At 37.0% G+C, this 16252-nt stretch carries 21 protein-coding genes; 17 read left to right on the top strand and 4 right to left on the bottom strand.

Annotated features, from left to right (window positions below):
- Nucleotides 1-2: 2 nt before the first annotated feature.
- The 4 genes from GV828_RS00885 to GV828_RS13140 all read right to left on the bottom strand — a co-directional run bounded on the left by GV828_RS00885 (nucleotide 3) and on the right by GV828_RS13140 (nucleotide 6331).
- Nucleotides 3-1484 carry a SusD/RagB family nutrient-binding outer membrane lipoprotein gene (locus GV828_RS00885; RefSeq protein ID WP_166535578.1) on the bottom strand — a complete coding sequence of 494 codons (1482 nt, stop codon included), beginning with the start codon at nucleotides 1482-1484 and terminating at the stop codon, nucleotides 3-5.
- A gap of 11 nt (nucleotides 1485-1495) precedes the next feature.
- Nucleotides 1496-4555, bottom strand: a complete 3060-nt coding sequence (locus GV828_RS00880) for a SusC/RagA family TonB-linked outer membrane protein (RefSeq protein ID WP_166535577.1) — start codon at nucleotides 4553-4555, stop codon at nucleotides 1496-1498.
- 110 nt (nucleotides 4556-4665) lie between these two features.
- Complete coding sequence (locus tag GV828_RS00875) at nucleotides 4666-5943, bottom strand: BamA/TamA family outer membrane protein (protein ID WP_235935394.1); 1278 nt, start codon at nucleotides 5941-5943, stop codon at nucleotides 4666-4668.
- A gap of 82 nt (nucleotides 5944-6025) precedes the next feature.
- Complete coding sequence (locus tag GV828_RS13140; protein ID WP_235935393.1) at nucleotides 6026-6331, bottom strand: hypothetical protein; 306 nt, start codon at nucleotides 6329-6331, stop codon at nucleotides 6026-6028.
- Between the two features lie 304 nt (nucleotides 6332-6635).
- Between GV828_RS13140 and rpsL the strand changes: the two genes are divergently transcribed.
- The 17 genes from rpsL to rplE all read left to right on the top strand — a co-directional run bounded on the left by rpsL (nucleotide 6636) and on the right by rplE (nucleotide 16251).
- Nucleotides 6636-7019: a 30S ribosomal protein S12 gene (gene rpsL / locus GV828_RS00870; protein WP_007136570.1), complete on the top strand. Its 384-nt coding sequence runs from the start codon at nucleotides 6636-6638 to the stop codon at nucleotides 7017-7019.
- Between the two features lie 89 nt (nucleotides 7020-7108).
- Nucleotides 7109-7585 (top strand): 30S ribosomal protein S7, encoded by a 477-nt coding sequence (rpsG, locus tag GV828_RS00865; protein ID WP_166535576.1) that lies wholly within the window; start codon nucleotides 7109-7111, stop codon nucleotides 7583-7585.
- Nucleotides 7586-7591: 6 nt separating this feature from the next.
- Complete coding sequence (fusA, locus tag GV828_RS00860) at nucleotides 7592-9748, top strand: elongation factor G (RefSeq protein WP_166535575.1); 2157 nt, start codon at nucleotides 7592-7594, stop codon at nucleotides 9746-9748.
- A gap of 11 nt (nucleotides 9749-9759) precedes the next feature.
- On the top strand, nucleotides 9760-10065 hold the full coding sequence (gene rpsJ, locus GV828_RS00855; RefSeq protein ID WP_056068841.1) for a 30S ribosomal protein S10: 306 nt from the start codon (nucleotides 9760-9762) through the stop codon (nucleotides 10063-10065).
- Between the two features lie 150 nt (nucleotides 10066-10215).
- A complete protein-coding gene (gene rplC / locus GV828_RS00850; RefSeq protein ID WP_166535574.1) occupies nucleotides 10216-10833 on the top strand; it encodes a 50S ribosomal protein L3 in 618 nt (205 codons plus the stop codon).
- A complete protein-coding gene (rplD, locus tag GV828_RS00845; RefSeq protein WP_166535573.1) occupies nucleotides 10833-11462 on the top strand; it encodes a 50S ribosomal protein L4 in 630 nt (209 codons plus the stop codon). Before rplC ends, rplD begins: the two co-directional genes overlap by 1 nt.
- Before the next feature lie 7 nt (nucleotides 11463-11469).
- Nucleotides 11470-11760 (top strand): 50S ribosomal protein L23, encoded by a 291-nt coding sequence (rplW, locus tag GV828_RS00840; RefSeq protein WP_166535572.1) that lies wholly within the window; start codon nucleotides 11470-11472, stop codon nucleotides 11758-11760.
- 15 nt (nucleotides 11761-11775) lie between these two features.
- A complete protein-coding gene (rplB, locus tag GV828_RS00835) occupies nucleotides 11776-12600 on the top strand; it encodes a 50S ribosomal protein L2 (RefSeq protein ID WP_166535571.1) in 825 nt (274 codons plus the stop codon).
- Nucleotides 12601-12610: 10 nt separating this feature from the next.
- Nucleotides 12611-12889 (top strand): 30S ribosomal protein S19, encoded by a 279-nt coding sequence (rpsS, locus tag GV828_RS00830; RefSeq protein WP_014085019.1) that lies wholly within the window; start codon nucleotides 12611-12613, stop codon nucleotides 12887-12889.
- Between the two features lie 6 nt (nucleotides 12890-12895).
- Entirely contained in the window at nucleotides 12896-13306 is a 411-nt protein-coding gene (rplV, locus tag GV828_RS00825; protein ID WP_166535570.1) for a 50S ribosomal protein L22, read from the top strand.
- Nucleotides 13307-13310: 4 nt separating this feature from the next.
- Nucleotides 13311-14072, top strand: a complete 762-nt coding sequence (gene rpsC, locus GV828_RS00820; protein WP_166535569.1) for a 30S ribosomal protein S3 — start codon at nucleotides 13311-13313, stop codon at nucleotides 14070-14072.
- A gap of 22 nt (nucleotides 14073-14094) precedes the next feature.
- Nucleotides 14095-14520 carry a 50S ribosomal protein L16 gene (gene rplP, locus GV828_RS00815; RefSeq protein ID WP_166535568.1) on the top strand — a complete coding sequence of 142 codons (426 nt, stop codon included), beginning with the start codon at nucleotides 14095-14097 and terminating at the stop codon, nucleotides 14518-14520.
- Between the two features lie 11 nt (nucleotides 14521-14531).
- The gene (gene rpmC, locus GV828_RS00810) at nucleotides 14532-14723 is read left to right on the top strand and encodes a 50S ribosomal protein L29 (RefSeq protein WP_166535567.1); all 192 of its coding nucleotides are present in this window, start codon (nucleotides 14532-14534) and stop codon (nucleotides 14721-14723) included.
- Nucleotides 14724-14741: 18 nt separating this feature from the next.
- Nucleotides 14742-14999, top strand: coding sequence for a 30S ribosomal protein S17 (gene rpsQ / locus GV828_RS00805; RefSeq protein ID WP_166535566.1), 258 nt, complete (start codon nucleotides 14742-14744; stop codon nucleotides 14997-14999).
- A 2-nt stretch (nucleotides 15000-15001) separates the two neighbouring features.
- Complete coding sequence (gene rplN / locus GV828_RS00800; protein WP_007803649.1) at nucleotides 15002-15370, top strand: 50S ribosomal protein L14; 369 nt, start codon at nucleotides 15002-15004, stop codon at nucleotides 15368-15370.
- A 12-nt stretch (nucleotides 15371-15382) separates the two neighbouring features.
- Nucleotides 15383-15697, top strand: coding sequence for a 50S ribosomal protein L24 (gene rplX, locus GV828_RS00795; RefSeq protein WP_166535565.1), 315 nt, complete (start codon nucleotides 15383-15385; stop codon nucleotides 15695-15697).
- 2 nt (nucleotides 15698-15699) lie between these two features.
- Complete coding sequence (gene rplE / locus GV828_RS00790) at nucleotides 15700-16251, top strand: 50S ribosomal protein L5 (protein ID WP_166535564.1); 552 nt, start codon at nucleotides 15700-15702, stop codon at nucleotides 16249-16251.
- Nucleotide 16252: the final 1 nt, after the last annotated feature.

Genomic DNA, 16252 nt, shown 5'->3' with positions numbered 1-16252 from the left:
ATTTATTCGTTCCAAAACACTCTATTCGTAAACGCTTCGCTTTCATCTTGTTGCGGCACGTTTGCAGTGTTTCCTAAAATTTCAGAACTTGGGTATAACAATCGTACTGGTCTTTGCGGTCTAATCGCAACCGGAGAAATTGGTACATGTGAAGGGAATCCAGTTCTGGTATATTCGATCCAGCTTTCAGCACCGTTGATTCCGTTTAAGGCAATCCATTTTTGATTAATAATTGCTTCTATTTCATTTCCTGCAGAACCGCTCCATCCCACTAAAGGCAATGTTTGAGAATAATAAGCCGAAGCGTCTGCAGCGGTTAAGCCAAGCAATTTGTATGATTCAGTAATTCCGCTTTCGTACAAATCTTGTGCTGAACCAGTTAGTAAACCTCTTTGAACTGCTTCTGCTTGAAGTAATAAACTTTCTGCTGCTGTGAAGACAATTCCGTCTTGAGAAGAATCAATCAACAATCCAGGTCCAATATGTGAAACCGGATAATTTGTTGCAGGAGTCAAAATGTCACCTTGTGTATGACCATCATAAGTACCGTTAGAGGCTGCATCATAAATTCTATTTCTTCTAGCATCATTAGTATTGGTTAAATAGGTAATGGTGTACTTAGTTGCTGCAGTAGAGGAATAATTGTTAACAAATGCATCATTGATATTTAGGAAAAGTGCTGCAAACGGATTTTGTTTGTCTTGAGCGGCTGTAAATCCAGGGTTAATGAAAACATTGTCATTTGGACCTAAAAATTCAGCGCCATTTAGGGTTGCCATTTGTTGAGAAACGTAAGTAGCAGAACTTGCTTTTTCTGATTCTCGCAACAAAATTCTTAGTTTTAAAGTGTTGGCAAATTTTCTCCACATATCCATGTCTCCGTTTAACATCACATCGTTAGAACCTGGATTGATAGTTCCGGCTGGAGCGTTGTCAATTAATTCAATAGCTTCGTCAATTTGAACGATTAAATCACGATAAACTTCCATGTCGTCATCATAAGTTGGCGTTAAATTATCACCACGCTTATGTGCTTCAGAGTAGGGAAGATCGCCATATAAATCTACCAAATACTGAAAATAGAAAGATTTCATGATATTAGCGATTGCTTTATAATAATCGTATCCTTCGGCTTGGGTATTCTGGATAAAAGTATAATTAGAAGTTCTTAAATATAAATTTTCCCAAATTGCCGAATAAAATTCTGAAGTGACATTATAAGTACGTTCGTTAAAATAATAACTTGAATTGGAAACTCCCACGTCTCTGGTCCAGTTGTTCATCATTAAATTTCCAAGTTGGTTCATGTCTCGAGACAAAGTTCGATAGGTATAAACTTGTGTTGCTGCCAACACAATTTCTGGCTGAACCACTTCTGACGACGGATTGTTCGGGTCTTGATTGACGTCGAGATAATCCTCGCAAGAATGTAAAAATCCTAATGTTGTGATTCCTACAAGTAAATATTTAGCTATATTTTTCATTGCTTTTTTTATTAGAAAGTAATATTAACGTTAAAACCATAGGTTCTGGTTGGTGGCGCTTCGTTTCCTGTATTGATACCTGGAAGTCTACCCACACTTGTGTCTCGGTATGTAGTGAATTCAGGGTCACCATAATTTCTGTTTTCTTTTGGAAGAATCATAAACACGTTTCTAGCATTCAACCCAACAGACAAACTGCTGATAAAGGTATTCTGCAACATTTTCTGACCGAAAGTATAAGAAAGAGCAATCTCTCTACATTTGAAAGCAGTTGCATCTACAATAAAATTTTCATCAATCTCACGGTAAATTCCAGTGTAATAATCTTGTCCGCCAGAAGTAGTAATGTTTGTGTTTTCTACAAAACCACCGTTTCCATCATCAATTACAGAACCTGGGAAAATAAATGGTTGACGACCATTTTCAGCAGTGACGATATCAGTTCCATTTTGTACCAATTGATCTTTTACCCCTGCCCAGAATACGTGTCCGGTTCTGTAATCAAAAACGCTGCTTAAAGTCCAATTTTTGTAACGGAAATTAGTACTGAAATTTAAAATATAATCAGGTGTTGTTCTTCCTAATTTCACGTTGGTTGCTGTTAAAGGGTCGCCTGTTGTAGCATCAATCACTACATTTCCTTGCTCGTCTCTTTGGTAGCCATTTCCAACTAACATCGGAAATCTTTCTCCTTCAATAGCTGTAATTCCTAATGTTCCATACGATGCTCCAACCGTTACGCTATTTGCTGTTGGCATCACACGGTCAACAGTAGTTTTTGGAACGCTGTATCCAAATTTCATGTCCCAAGTAAAATCTTCCGATTTAAAAGGAGTTACTCCTAAATCAAGTTCAATTCCGGTAGAAGTAGTTTCTCCAATATTTACTGTAGCAGTGTTGGCTCCAGAAGTCGTAGAAGGCGAAATTCCTAAAATTTGGTTGGTATTGTTCAAATAGTAATAACTTCCGTCAAGCGTAATTCTTCGGTTAAAAAATTCTAAGTTAATATTCACCTCTTTAGACAGGTTAAATTCAGGTTGTAAATTTGCATCCGTGATATTTAGAGATTGCACAAATGAATTTCCAGATTCGTAGGGGAATCCTGCCGTAGCTGCCGTTAGAAACTTGTCGTTGATATCATAAGGGTCAATTACTTTATTCCCAACCTTAACAATGTTAGCCGAAATTTTTGCATAGGTCAAAAATTCACCTCCAAAATCGTCAAATGCTTTGGTTGGTATAAATGAGACACCGGCACTTGGATAAAAATAGGAGTTGTTACCTGGTGCTAAAACTGAGGTCCATTCATTTCTGGCTGTTAAGTTCAAAAATAAATAATCTTTATAGCCAAAATCTAAGTTTGCGAAGAATGCATAAGCACGTTCTTGCGTTTTTTCATCCGCCGGATTCGTAACGTTTCCAGTGATATTTCCAATATTATAGAGACCAGGTACTACCAAACGTTGTCCGGTCATCGCTATAACGTTTGATTCCCAGTTTGTGACGTTATTTCCAACATTGGCTTTAAAAGAAATATCATCCGTCAACATGTAATCAAAATTGATGATTAAGTCTGCATAAATTCTTCTCGTATTGCTATTGCTAACGCCATATTCCGAAACTTCATCAACCGGAGATCCCCAATAAATTACGGGAGCTGTATATCCATTGAAGTATTGATACCCGTTGAAAGAAGTACTTCTGAAACCAGCACGGTAAATCGCACTGATGTTTTTATTGAATTTGTACCCTAATTCTCCCACACCTTCAAAAGTTTGTCCTTTAGAAACGATTCTTTCGTTTTTAAGTCTCCAGTATGGGCTTAATTCCCAGTATGTCCAATGGCTTTCATTTATTCCGTTTGAAAAAGCCTCGACCGGAACGTTTACCGGAACCTGATAAAGTGAGTTGTAAATGGAACCTTGAACTCCTCCGGCAGTATTTTGGTTACTGGTTGTGTAACGCATATTGGCATCGACGCTCCATTTTCCGGCGGTTTTTCCGGCACTAAAATAAAAGTTATTCTTTTTAAAAGTTTCGGTAGGAATTGTACCGTTGGTCATTTGGTTTCCAATCGATAGATTTACATAACCGTTTTGGTCTCCCGCAGAAACCGCTACTGAATTTAAAGCAGTATTTCCAGTATTAAAAAATCCTTTGTAATTATCTTTGATAAAACTGTACGGCATTAAAATTTGGTCTAAACCTGTTGGTTGCAATGATCCGTCTAATTCTGCTCCCCAACTGGTGTTTTCAACAAAATCTTGAGCACCTTGGTAACCTTGCCCATAACGATTTTGTAGTCTTGGAAGTAAAGAAATTTCTTCCATTACATACGAAGAATTTATGGAAACCGTCATTTTCTCGGCATCTTTATTCCCTTTTTTGGTGGTAACGATTAATGCACCATTAGATCCTAAAGATCCATATAGTGCAGAACCACTGGCACCTTTTAATACGTTAACCGATTCAATAATTTCCGGGTTCAGTTCCGCCAAAGCACCGGCGGTAGAAATTACACCATTGATCACAATTAACGCCTCGTTGTTTCCGGTAAGTGAACGGAATCCCCTAAGTTGGATTGTAGTTTCTGGATTTACACCATTTCCTAATGTGTTAATTTGTAAACCCGAAACCTTTCCGGTTAAACCAATTACGGCATTGGGTGCTTTGGCCTGATTTAATTCACTGCTTCTCACTACTTGCGAAGCGGTGATAATTTCATCAGGTTTTCTTCGGATTCCCAAAGCGGTAATCACTACGGTTTCTAAATCGGTAGCATTTTCGCTCAAAGTAACCGACATAGTTGTAGTCGTGGCTGGAAGTTCCTTGGTTAACATTCCTACAAATTCAAAAACCAAAATATCTGCAGGACTCGCAGAAATTTGGAAATTTCCATCCATATCCGTTTGTGTACCTCCAGTTGTTCCTTTAATAGTAACGCTTACAGCAGGAAGCGGTAAACCGGATGCGTCTGAAACCCTTCCGCTTACCAATCGTTGCTGTGCAAACGAAATTTGTGTAATCAAAACCATTAACAATAGTATTGACCACTTGATTCTTGTTTTCATTTAGAGAAAATTTTGAGTTAGTTATTTCAAAATTCTTAATAAAATTTTAACAAAACAAGTTAATTCTTAAAAAACATTTAATTACTTTAAAATAAAAGCTAAAATAATAATTAAAATTGCGCTTTAAAACTGATATGAACAAGCGAATTGGACAATTTAATTTCTTGATTACCAATAGTTCCATTAGCGTAAATGATGTTAAATATGCCATTTTTAGTTAAGATTCCAAAACCAAAACCTAATCCTAATAAATTATCGCTGATGTCTGAAGTTTTGTCTTGAAAATATCCAAAATCTACAATGGAATGTAAGTAAATGGAAGGTGCTAATTTATAACGGTACTCCGTTAATATTGATGTCAAAATATTCGCTTGAAGAAAATTTTCGTTAAAACCTCTAACAGAATTAATTCCGCCAAATCGGTGTAACTCGTTTATGATGTAATTCTCACTTTGCAGCAAATAATTTTGCGTACGTGCGTGAAAAATATTTTTTTGATTCAAATAAAAATTATAAAAAGCCTCTGCTTTTGCAAAAAACTGATTGTCGGTAAACAAGGCAGAAGTACGTTTTCCAGATCCGGCTTTCAAATAAAATTTCGATTGCTCCGGAAAGAAAAAATCTTCTCGCTTAAACTTTACAAACTCAAAACTTCCCGTTACAAACGAGTTGTCGAAATCTGCCACCAAACCAGAATTGCTGTTTTGAATATTAGTAGATTCCGTGGCTTGATAACCGAGATATGCCCGAGAATTAAAATTAATAAAATAGCCCAACTCCAATGCGGTTTCGGTGTTTTGGAAAGTGCTATCTTGCTTAAAAATATTCAGTTGCGCTTTCAACCCAAAAGGACTTTTAAAAACATACGGCAAATCTAAACTTGCGTTAAACGTAGTTTGTTCATTTCCGTCTGTTTTCCAATAGATATTCAGTTTTTCTCCTGAGTTTAAAAAATTTACCAACTGCAAATCTAAATAACCGTTTACATTCAAATCGCCTTCTTCGTTGTTCCCGAAACCAATAAAACCGTCAAACCTGTTGGGTTTTGCCTTTTCCAAAAACACAAAAATCTTAGTGCTGTCTTGCATAAACAGAATTTCCGGACTTTTTGGTTGCGTGACAAAAGAAAATTGATCAAAATCCTGCTTTACGTTTTTCAAAGTATTTTTATTGAAAATCCGTCCGCGGTATTTACGCAACATCGCTTTCTTATGACCCGCCGGAAATTTTTCGTAACCGTTCACCACAATATCGTTCAAAATCCTTTGTTTGTTAGCATCAAAAAATAAATTCGCCGTCAATTTTCCGTTTCTAACAGCAATTTTTTCGAGTTTTATTTTAGCTAACGAAAAACCTTTCGCTTCCATTGCTTGCAAAATCCGGTTCATAAACGGCTCGGTTTCGGACAGAAGTACCTTTGCCGTATCATTTTTCACATCAATTACACCCAGGTTTTGCACCTCAAAATTGCTACCTATATATATGTATAAATTTTGTGAAATTTCCCTGCACAAAATCGTACACAAAAACCGAATCATTTTCTCTTCGCGAGCCCAAAAACTTGCTTTCTAGAAAACCTCGTTTCCGTGCCTTGTCTAAAAATGCATCAGCTTCATCTAAAACGGATTTTACATTAGCATGTTTTTTCTCAAATCCAATAGAATCTGCCACTTTCATAGCTTCAATGCTTCCCTCTATTTTAAGATGCAACTGCCCAATTCCCGAAAATTGGAACATTAAAAAAACAATAAAAAAACTAAATTTCTGTAACCTCATAATTTTTTGGAGCGAATCGTCGGGACCAGTCAGCTATCCATTTTCCTGCCTTCATTCCAAAGATCCCGCCCGAAAAAAGGCGGGATGCTTTTCCCTTCAGTCAGGGCTATCAAGAAAACTTTAGGCTTATTAATAACCGTTGGTAAAAGTAACGCAAAAACTCCCGGAATAATATATTTCAACAAAACAATCATCACTCATTTGAAAATTAATGAATTAACGTTTGTTTAAAAAAAAATAATTACTACATTTGCAACCCCGTAAAAAGCGGGAAATTAAATCATAATATATTTTAGTATTAATTATGCCAACAATTCAACAATTAGTAAGAACCGGAAGAACTCAGATAACTAAGAAGAGTAAATCGGTTGCTTTGGATTCTTGTCCTCAACGAAGAGGGGTTTGTACGCGTGTTTACACTACTACACCTAAAAAACCAAACTCTGCAATGCGTAAAGTAGCGCGTGTACGTTTGACCAATGGTAATGAAGTGAATGCTTATATCCCTGGAGAAGGACACAATTTGCAAGAGCACTCGATAGTATTAGTTAGAGGTGGAAGGGTAAAAGATTTGCCAGGAGTTAGATACCACATCGTTCGTGGTGCGCTTGATACATCAGGTGTTGCAGGAAGAACGCAAAGAAGATCTAAATACGGAGCAAAACGCCCTAAAGAAGCTAAAAAGTAATTTTTTAATCAGTCGAAAGTCGAAAGTTAAAAGTCAAAAAGAAATCTTTGAGGCTTTAGATTTTAGGTTGTAGACTAAAAAGCAAAGACATGAGAAAAAGACAGGCCAAAAAAAGACCTCTTTTACCAGATCCGAAATTTAACGATCAGTTAGTAACACGTTTTGTGAACAACTTAATGTGGGATGGTAAAAAATCAACCGCTTTCAAAGTGTTCTATGATGCAATGGATATCGTAGAAAGTAAAAAACAAGACGCTGAAAAATCGTCTTTAGAAATTTGGAAAGACGCCTTGACTAACGTTATGCCTCACGTAGAAGTACGTAGCCGTAGAGTTGGTGGAGCTACATTCCAAATCCCGATGCAAATCAGACCAGACCGTAAAATATCTATGGCGATGAAATGGATGATCCTTTACGCTCGTAGAAGAAATGAGAAATCTATGGCTCAAAAACTAGCTTCTGAAGTTTTAGCTGCTGCTAAAGAAGAAGGTGCTGCTGTTAAAAAGAGAATGGATACTCACAAAATGGCTGAAGCAAATAAAGCATTCTCTCACTTTAGATTTTAATCAGAAATGGCAAGAGATTTAAAATACACAAGAAATATTGGAATCGCGGCTCACATTGATGCTGGTAAAACCACTACAACTGAGCGTATTCTTTTTTATACAGGAAAGTCACACAAAATTGGTGAAGTGCACGATGGTGCTGCAACAATGGACTGGATGGCGCAAGAGCAAGAAAGAGGTATCACCATTACTTCTGCAGCTACAACTTGTACTTGGAATTTCCCAACCGTTCAAGGAAAGGTAATTCCTGAATCTCAAGGTTACCACTTTAATATTATCGATACCCCGGGACACGTTGACTTTACAGTTGAGGTAAACCGTTCACTTCGTGTATTAGATGGATTGGTATTCTTGTTTTCTGCAGTAGATGGTGTTGAACCACAATCAGAAACTAACTGGAGATTGGCAGATCAGTACCGTGTTCCACGTATGGGATTTGTCAATAAAATGGACCGTCAAGGGTCTAACTTCTTAGGCGTTTGTCAACAAGTTAGAGACATGCTAAAATCTAATGCGGTTGCTATTACTTTGCCAATCGGAGATGAGGCTGACTTTAAAGGAGTAGTAGATTTGGTAAAAAATCAAGCTATCGTATGGCATGATGAAACTCAAGGCGCTACTTTTGATATTGTTGATATTCCTGCTGATATGGTTGATGAGGTAAAAGCTTACCGTTCAACTCTTATCGAAGCTGTTGCAGAGTATGACGAAAATCTTCTTGATAAGTATATGGAAGATGAAAACTCTATTACTGAAGAAGAAATCAATGCAGCTTTAAGAGCGGCTACAATTGACATGGCTATCATCCCGATGATTGCTGGATCTTCTTTCAAAAACAAAGGGGTTCAGTTCATGTTAGATGCTGTTTGTAAATATTTACCTTCTCCATTAGATAAAGAAGGTATCGAAGGAATCCATCCTGACGATGCTGATTTGTTAGAAGAAGATCAAACTAAAGTGTTACGTCGTCCAGATGTAAAAGAGCCGTTTGCTGCTTTAGCATTTAAGATTGCGACAGATCCATTCGTAGGTCGTTTGGCATTCTTCCGTGCTTACTCTGGTCGTTTAGATGCGGGTTCTTACGTATTAAATACACGTTCTGGAAACAAAGAAAGAATTTCTCGTATCTACCAAATGCACGCTAACAAGCAAAATCCAATCGAATTTATCGAAGCGGGAGATATTGGAGCAGCAGTTGGATTTAAAGATATCAAAACAGGAGATACTTTGTGTGATGAAAAACACCCAATTATCCTTGAGTCAATGAAATTCCCTGATCCGGTAATTGGTATCGCAATTGAGCCTAAAACTAAAGCTGACGTTGATAAAATGGGTATGGCTTTGGCAAAATTAGCTGAAGAAGATCCAACATTTACTGTTAGAACAGATGAAGCTTCAGGGCAAACTATTATTTCGGGTATGGGTGAGCTTCACTTAGATATTTTGATCGACCGTATGAAACGTGAGTTCAAAGTAGAAGTAAACCAAGGAGAGCCTCAAGTAGAGTACAAAGAAGCATTTACTAGAGCTGCTCAACACAGAGAAACTTACAAAAAACAATCTGGAGGTCGTGGTAAATTCGGTGATATCGTATTTAGAATCGAGCCTGCTGATGAAGTGGATGGTAAAGTTCCAGTTGGATTACAGTTTGTGAATGAAGTAAAAGGAGGAAACGTTCCAAAAGAATACGTTCCTGCTGTAGAAAAAGGTTTCCGTGAGGCAATGAAACAAGGTCCTTTGGCAGGTTATGCTGTTGATAGCTTAAAAGTTACATTGTTAGATGGATCTTTCCACCCTGTGGATTCTGATGCACTTTCTTTTGAATTGGCTGCGAAAATGGGATACAAAGAATCTGGTAAAGCTGCCGGAGCTGTTATCCTTGAGCCAATCATGAAAATTGAAGTAATCACTCCAGAAGAAAACATGGGTGATATTGTAGGTGATTTGAACCGTCGTCGTGGTCAAGTAAATGACATGGGAGACAGAAATGGTGCTAAAACCATCAAAGCTGATGTGCCACTTTCAGAAATGTTTGGTTATGTTACTACATTGAGAACATTGTCTTCAGGAAGAGCAACTTCAACAATGGAGTTCTCTCACTACGCAGAAACACCTTCTAATATTTCAGAAGCAGTTATCAAAAAAGCTAAAGGAAACGCTTAATTCTAAAGAAAATGAGTCAAAAAATCAGAATAAAATTAAAATCTTACGATCACAACTTGGTTGACAAGTCTGCCGAAAAAATCGTAAAAACTGTAAAAAGTACAGGTGCTGTGGTAACGGGTCCAATTCCATTGCCTACACACAAAAAGATTTTTACTGTATTACGTTCTCCACACGTAAACAAAAAATCAAGAGAGCAATTTGAAGTAATGTCTTACAAAAGATTGTTAGATATTTATTCCTCTTCCTCTAAAACCATCGATGCTCTAATGAAATTAGAGTTGCCAAGTGGTGTAGAAGTTGAGATTAAAGTATAAGTATCTCGTAATAAAAGAGACACATCTTTTAAGAAGAAAATATTTATAGGATTATAAGTAAAAAAGTTTTACTTTTGCACCTCCTAAAAAATAGCTTCCTTAAAAGGTGTGTCTATTATTTAGTATTTTAATAATTAATAATTAATATTTATGTCTGGGTTAATTGGAAAAAAAATCGGCATGACAAGCATCTTTGACGAGAACGGAAAAAACATTCCTTGTACCGTTATTGAAGCAGGTCCATGTGTCGTTACCCAAGTCAGAACCAAAGAGGTTGACGGGTATGAAGCGTTACAACTTGGTTTCGATGACAAAAATGAGAAACACTCCACTAAAGCGGCTGTAGGTCACTTTAAAAAAGCTGGAACTGTTGCGAAGAAAAAAGTCGTTGAATTCAAGTATTTCGAAGAAGAGCACAAGTTAGGAGATGTTCTAACTGTGGATCTTTTTATTGAAGGAGAATTTGTGGATGTTCAAGGTGTTTCTAAAGGGAAAGGTTTCCAAGGTGTTGTAAAACGTCACGGTTTTGGTGGTGTTGGGCAAGCTACTCACGGACAACATAACCGTTTAAGAGCGCCAGGTTCAGTAGGAGCTTCTTCTTATCCTTCTAGAGTATTCAAAGGAATGCGTATGGCGGGAAGAATGGGGACTGATAATGTAACTGTGCAAAATCTTCGCGTTTTGAAAGTAGTTGCGGATAAGAACCTGCTTTTAGTTAAAGGATGTGTTCCAGGGCACAATAACTCTTATGTAATCATTCAGAAGTAATGGAAGTAAAAGTTTTAAATATCAACGGAAAAGAAACTGGCAGAACGATTACTCTTTCTGATTCAGTATTCGCAATTGAGCCAAATAACCATGCGGTTTACCTTGATGTGAAACAATATCTTGCGAACCAAAGACAAGGAACTCATAAAGCTAAAGAAAGAGCTGAAGTTACCGGGTCAACTCGCAAGATTAAAAAGCAAAAAGGAACAGGTACAGCTCGTGCAGGAAGTGTTAAAAATCCATTGTTCAAAGGAGGAGGAACAGTTTTCGGTCCAAGACCAAGAAGTTATTCTTTCAAATTAAATAAAGGGTTGAAAAGATTGGCAAGAAAATCTGCTTTTTCAATCAAAGCTAAAGAATCTAACATAACAATTTTAGAAGACTTTACTTTTGACACTCCAAACACTAAAAATTTCATTAACGTTTTGAAAGCTTTAGGGTTAGAAAATAAAAAATCACTATTTGTGTTGGGCGATACAAATAAAAATGTATATTTGTCGTCACGCAATTTAAAATCTTCTAACGTAGTAACTTCTTCAGAATTAAGCACTTATGCAATTCTTAATGCTAATAATTTAGTGTTATTAGAAGGCTCGTTGGAAGGAATTGAAGAAAATTTAAGCAAATAATAGGGCGATGAGTATCATAATTAAACCTATCATTACAGAAAAAATTACCAAAGATGGTGAAGTTTTCAACCGTTTCGGATTTGTTGTTGACAAAAGAGCCAACAAAATCGAAATCAAGAAAGCTGTAGAAAATGCTTACGGTGTAAACGTAGTTGAAATCAATACAATGAATTACCGTGCAGATCGTTCTACAAAATACACTAAAAGTGGTATTATCAATGGAAAGACAAATGCTTACAAAAAAGCAATTGTTCAAGTACAGGACGGAGAAACAATAGATTTTTATAATAATATCTAATAAAGAGGCAGAAACATGTCAGTTAGAAAATTAAAACCTATTACCCCGGGTCAGCGTTTTAGAGTTGTTAATGGTTTTGACGCCATTACAACTGATAAGCCGGAGCGTTCATTATTAGCACCGATAAAAAACTCAGGAGGTAGAAATAGTCAAGGAAAAATGACCATGCGTTACACAGGCGGTGGTCATAAACAACGTTATCGTATCGTTGATTTTAAAAGAGCAAAGGATGGAGTTCCTGCAACTGTAAAATCAATCGAATACGATCCGAATCGTACAGCATTTATTGCGTTATTAGCTTATGCTGATGGTGCAAAAACTTACATTATTGCTCAAAACGGATTGCAAGTAGGTCAAACAGTAGTGTCTGGCTCAGAAGCAGCTCCTGAAATTGGTAACACATTACCATTGAGTAAAATTCCTTTAGGAACAGTTATTTCTTGTATTGAATTGCGTCCTGGTCAAGGAGCGGTTATCGCTCGTTCTGCAGGAACATTTGCTCAATTAATGGCAAGAGACGGAAAATATGCAACAATCAAAATGCCTTCTGGAGAAACAAGATTAATCTTGTTAACTTGTTCGGCTACCATTGGAGCAGTTTCTAACTCAGACCACCAATTAATTGTATCTGGAAAAGCAGGTAGATCAAGATGGTTAGGCAGAAGACCTAGAACAAGACCAGTAGCGATGAACCCAGTTGATCACCCAATGGGAGGTGGTGAAGGACGTTCTTCTGGAGGTCACCCACGTTCTAGAAAAGGACTTCCTGCAAAAGGTTATAGAACTCGTTCTAAAGTTAACCCGAGCAACAAGTATATTGTAGAACGCAGAAAGAAATAATAAGTAAGACATGGCACGTTCATTAAAAAAAGGACCTTTTGTTCATTACAAATTGGATAAAAAAGTTCAGGAAAATATAGAAAAAGGGAACAAAGGAGTAGTAAAGACTTGGTCTAGAGCTTCAATGATTACCCCGGATTTCGTAGGGCAAACCATCGCAGTTCACAACGGTCGTCAATTCGTACCGGTTTACGTTACTGAAAACATGGTAGGTCATAAATTAGGAGAATTTTCACCAACAAGATCTTTTAGAGGTCACGCTGGAGCAAAAAATAAAGGTAAAAAATAAGAAGCAATGGGAGTTCGTAAAAGAGAAAGAGCTGAAAGCATCAAAGAAGCTAATAAGCAGATTGCTTTCGCAAAATTGAATAACTGCCCTACTTCACCTAGAAAAATGCGCTTAGTAGCAGATCTAGTAAGAGGTCAGAAAGTGGAAAGAGCATTGAATATTTTAAGATTCAGTACTAAAGAAGCTTCAAGAAAGCTAGAAAAACTTTTGTTATCTGCTATCAACAACTGGGAACAGAAAAACGCAGAAGGAAATATGGCTGAAGCAGGCTTGTTCGTAAAAGAAATCCGTGTTGACGGAGGAATGATGTTAAAAAGACTTCGTCCTGCTCCACAAGGAAGAGCACACAGAATTAGAAAACGTTCAAACCACGTTACAATCGTGTTAGGACAATTAGATAACACACAAAGCAATTAATAAGATGGGACAAAAGACAAATCCAATTGGAAACAGACTTGGGATCATCAGAGGATGGGATTCTAACTGGTATGGTGGAAACGATTACGGCGATAAATTAGCTGAAGATCACAAAATCAGAAAGTACATCCATGCTCGTTTATCAAAAGCTAGTGTATCAAAAGTAATAATCGAGAGAACTTTGAAACTTGTAACCGTTACTATCACTACTGCAAGACCTGGAATAATCATCGGGAAAGGCGGTCAAGAGGTAGACAAGTTAAAAGAAGAACTTAAGAAAATTACTGACAAAGAGGTTCAAATCAACATCTTTGAAATTAAAAGGCCTGAATTAGATGCTTATTTAGTTGCAACAAGCATCGCACGTCAAATCGAAAGCAGAATTTCTTACAGAAGAGCAATCAAAATGGCTATCGCTGCAGCAATGCGTATGAACGCAGAAGGTGTGAAAGTAATGATCTCAGGTCGTTTGAATGGCGCAGAAATGGCACGTTCGGAAATGTTCAAAGAAGGTAGAATTCCTCTATCAACTTTCAGAGCTGATATTGATTACGCACTTGGAGAAGCCCACACTACTTACGGTAGAATGGGTATCAAAGTATGGATCATGAAAGGTGAAGTTTACGGAAAGAGAGATCTTTCTCCTCTAGTAGGGATGGACAAAAAACAAGCTGGTGCTGGTGGAAAAGGTGGCGATTCTTCAAGAGGAGATCGCAAGCCTTTCAACAAAGACAGAAAACCAGGTGGAGACCGTAAAAGAAAGTAAATTTTTTAAAAAGTAAAGAAAAATGTTACAGCCTAAAAGAACAAAATACCGCAAGGTACAGAAAGGTAGAATGAAAGGGAACTCTCAAAGAGGGCATGAACTTTCTAACGGAATGTTTGGTATTAAGTCTGTTCACGAAACTGGTATGTTCCTGACTTCACGTCAAATCGAAGCTGCACGTATCGCTGCAACTCGTTTCATGAAAAGAGAAGGTCAGTTGTGGATTAAAATTTTCCCGGACAAGCCAATTACTAAGAAACCTCTTGAGGTACGTATGGGTAAAGGAAAAGGTGCCGTTGAATATTGGGCAGCTGTTGTAAAACCCGGAAAAATTATGTTTGAAGTTGGAGGCGTGCCTTTAGCTGTTGCAAAAGAGGCTTTGCGTCTTGCAGCACAAAAACTTCCAGTAAAAACTAAATTTGTAATTGCGAGAGATTTCGAAGCATAATCTAATTTATTATGAAACAATCAGAAATTAAAGATCTATCTGTAGCTGAATTACAAGATAAACTTACTCAGTTAAGAAAGACACATGCCGACCTAAAAAATGCTCACGCAATTTCACCGATCGAAAATCCGCTTCAAATCAGAAGTCTTAGAAGATCAGTTGCAAGAATTGCTACAGAGTTAAGCAAAAGAGAGCAACAGTAATTTGTATTCTGCTAAAAGATGGAAAAAAGAAATTTAAGAAAAGAGAGAATAGGTGTTGTTACTAGTAACAAAATGGAGAAATCCATTGTCGTTTCTGAAACAAGAAAAGTAAAACACCCATTATACGGTAAGTTCGTGTTGAAAACAAAAAAATACGTTGCACACGACGAAACAAACGATTGTAACATTGGAGATACTGTGAGAATTAGCGAAACGCGACCTTTAAGTAAATCTAAATGTTGGAGATTAGTTGAAATCATTGAAAGAGCTAAATAATTATGGTACAACAAGAATCAAGACTAAAAGTAGCAGATAACACTGGAGCGAAAGAAGTTCTTACAATCCGTGTTTTAGGAGGTACCAAAAGAAGATATGCTTCTGTTGGTGATAAAATTGTAGTATCAATCAAAGACGCGACTCCAAACGGAAACGTAAAAAAAGGAGCTGTTTCAACTGCAGTAGTTGTTCGTACAAAAAAAGAGGTGAGAAGAGCCGACGGTTCTTACATCCGTTTTGACGACAACGCTTGTGTTCTTTTGAACGCAGCAGGCGAAATGAGAGGAACTCGTGTTTTTGGTCCGGTTGCAAGAGAACTTCGTGAAAAACAATTCATGAAAATTGTATCATTGGCACCAGAAGTGCTTTAATTATTTAATAAGATGATAAAGCTAAAAATCAAATCAGGAGACATCGTAAAAGTAATCGCCGGAGACCATAAAGGTACTGAGGGAAAAGTTTTACGTGTTGACAGAGAGAAAAATAAAGCGATCGTTGAAGGTGTAAACATGGTATCAAAACACACGAAACCATCTGCAAAAAACCCTCAAGGAGGAATCGTTAAGAAAGAAGCTCCAATCCATATCTCTAATTTGTCACTATTAGATCCAAAATCTAAAGAAGCAACAAAAACAGGAGTAAGAAAAGAAGGAGATAAGAACGTAAGATTTTCAAAAAAATCTAATCAAGTACTATAGTGATGGCTTATACACCTAGACTAAAACAAGAATATAAAGACAGAGTAATTTCTGCTCTTAAAGAAGAATTCGGCTACAAAAATGTAATGCAAGTTCCAAAACTTGAAAAAATCGTTTTAAGCCGTGGCGTTGGAGCTGCAGTTTCAGACAAAAAACTGATCGACTATGCAGTAGATGAGTTAACTAAAATCACCGGACAAAAAGCAGTTGCTACCATTTCTAAAAAAGACGTTGCGTCTTTTAAACTAAGAAAAGGAATGCCGATTGGCGCTAAAGTGACGCTTCGCGGAGAAAGAATGTATGAATTCTTAGATAGATTGATTACATCTTCACTTCCACGTGTTAGAGATTTTGGAGGAATTAAAGCAACTGGTTTTGACGGAAGAGGAAACTATAACCTTGGAGTTACTGAGCAAATCATTTTCCCAGAAATTGATATTGACAAAGTAAATAAAATTTCAGGGATGGATATTACTTTCGTAACTTCTGCAAAAACAGACAAAGAGGCTAAATCATTATTAGCAGAACTAGGATTACCTTTTAAAAAGAATTAAG

This window comes from Flavobacterium ichthyis, from assembly GCF_009915155.1.
In the GTDB taxonomy this organism is placed as follows: domain Bacteria; phylum Bacteroidota; class Bacteroidia; order Flavobacteriales; family Flavobacteriaceae; genus Flavobacterium; species Flavobacterium ichthyis.
The sequence above is the reverse complement of the archived record's forward strand: the minus strand, read 5'-3'. Positions and strand labels throughout refer to the sequence as shown.

What these genes read in the sequence shown, in the direction of transcription:
- rpsQ (WP_166535566.1), top strand. Translation starts at nt 14,742, where the DNA reads ATGGAAAAAAGAAATTTAAGAAAAGAGAGAATAGGTGTTGTTACTAGT.
- rpmC (WP_166535567.1), top strand. Translation starts at nt 14,532, where the DNA reads ATGAAACAATCAGAAATTAAAGATCTATCTGTAGCTGAATTACAAGAT.
- rpsG (WP_166535576.1), top strand. Translation starts at nt 7,109, where the DNA reads ATGAGAAAAAGACAGGCCAAAAAAAGACCTCTTTTACCAGATCCGAAA.
- rplN (WP_007803649.1), top strand. Translation starts at nt 15,002, where the DNA reads ATGGTACAACAAGAATCAAGACTAAAAGTAGCAGATAACACTGGAGCG.
- rplC (WP_166535574.1), top strand. Translation starts at nt 10,216, where the DNA reads ATGTCTGGGTTAATTGGAAAAAAAATCGGCATGACAAGCATCTTTGAC.
- rplD (WP_166535573.1), top strand. Translation starts at nt 10,833, where the DNA reads ATGGAAGTAAAAGTTTTAAATATCAACGGAAAAGAAACTGGCAGAACG.
- GV828_RS00885 (WP_166535578.1), bottom strand. Translation starts at nt 1,484, where the DNA reads ATGAAAAATATAGCTAAATATTTACTTGTAGGAATCACAACATTAGGA.
- rplB (WP_166535571.1), top strand. Translation starts at nt 11,776, where the DNA reads ATGTCAGTTAGAAAATTAAAACCTATTACCCCGGGTCAGCGTTTTAGA.
- rplE (WP_166535564.1), top strand. Translation starts at nt 15,700, where the DNA reads ATGGCTTATACACCTAGACTAAAACAAGAATATAAAGACAGAGTAATT.
- GV828_RS00875 (WP_235935394.1), bottom strand. Translation starts at nt 5,943, where the DNA reads ATGAACCGGATTTTGCAAGCAATGGAAGCGAAAGGTTTTTCGTTAGCT.
- rpsC (WP_166535569.1), top strand. Translation starts at nt 13,311, where the DNA reads ATGGGACAAAAGACAAATCCAATTGGAAACAGACTTGGGATCATCAGA.
- rpsJ (WP_056068841.1), top strand. Translation starts at nt 9,760, where the DNA reads ATGAGTCAAAAAATCAGAATAAAATTAAAATCTTACGATCACAACTTG.
- fusA (WP_166535575.1), top strand. Translation starts at nt 7,592, where the DNA reads ATGGCAAGAGATTTAAAATACACAAGAAATATTGGAATCGCGGCTCAC.
- GV828_RS00880 (WP_166535577.1), bottom strand. Translation starts at nt 4,555, where the DNA reads ATGAAAACAAGAATCAAGTGGTCAATACTATTGTTAATGGTTTTGATT.
- rplV (WP_166535570.1), top strand. Translation starts at nt 12,896, where the DNA reads ATGGGAGTTCGTAAAAGAGAAAGAGCTGAAAGCATCAAAGAAGCTAAT.
- rpsL (WP_007136570.1), top strand. Translation starts at nt 6,636, where the DNA reads ATGCCAACAATTCAACAATTAGTAAGAACCGGAAGAACTCAGATAACT.
- rplP (WP_166535568.1), top strand. Translation starts at nt 14,095, where the DNA reads ATGTTACAGCCTAAAAGAACAAAATACCGCAAGGTACAGAAAGGTAGA.
- GV828_RS13140 (WP_235935393.1), bottom strand. Translation starts at nt 6,331, where the DNA reads ATGAGGTTACAGAAATTTAGTTTTTTTATTGTTTTTTTAATGTTCCAA.
- rpsS (WP_014085019.1), top strand. Translation starts at nt 12,611, where the DNA reads ATGGCACGTTCATTAAAAAAAGGACCTTTTGTTCATTACAAATTGGAT.
- rplW (WP_166535572.1), top strand. Translation starts at nt 11,470, where the DNA reads ATGAGTATCATAATTAAACCTATCATTACAGAAAAAATTACCAAAGAT.
- rplX (WP_166535565.1), top strand. Translation starts at nt 15,383, where the DNA reads ATGATAAAGCTAAAAATCAAATCAGGAGACATCGTAAAAGTAATCGCC.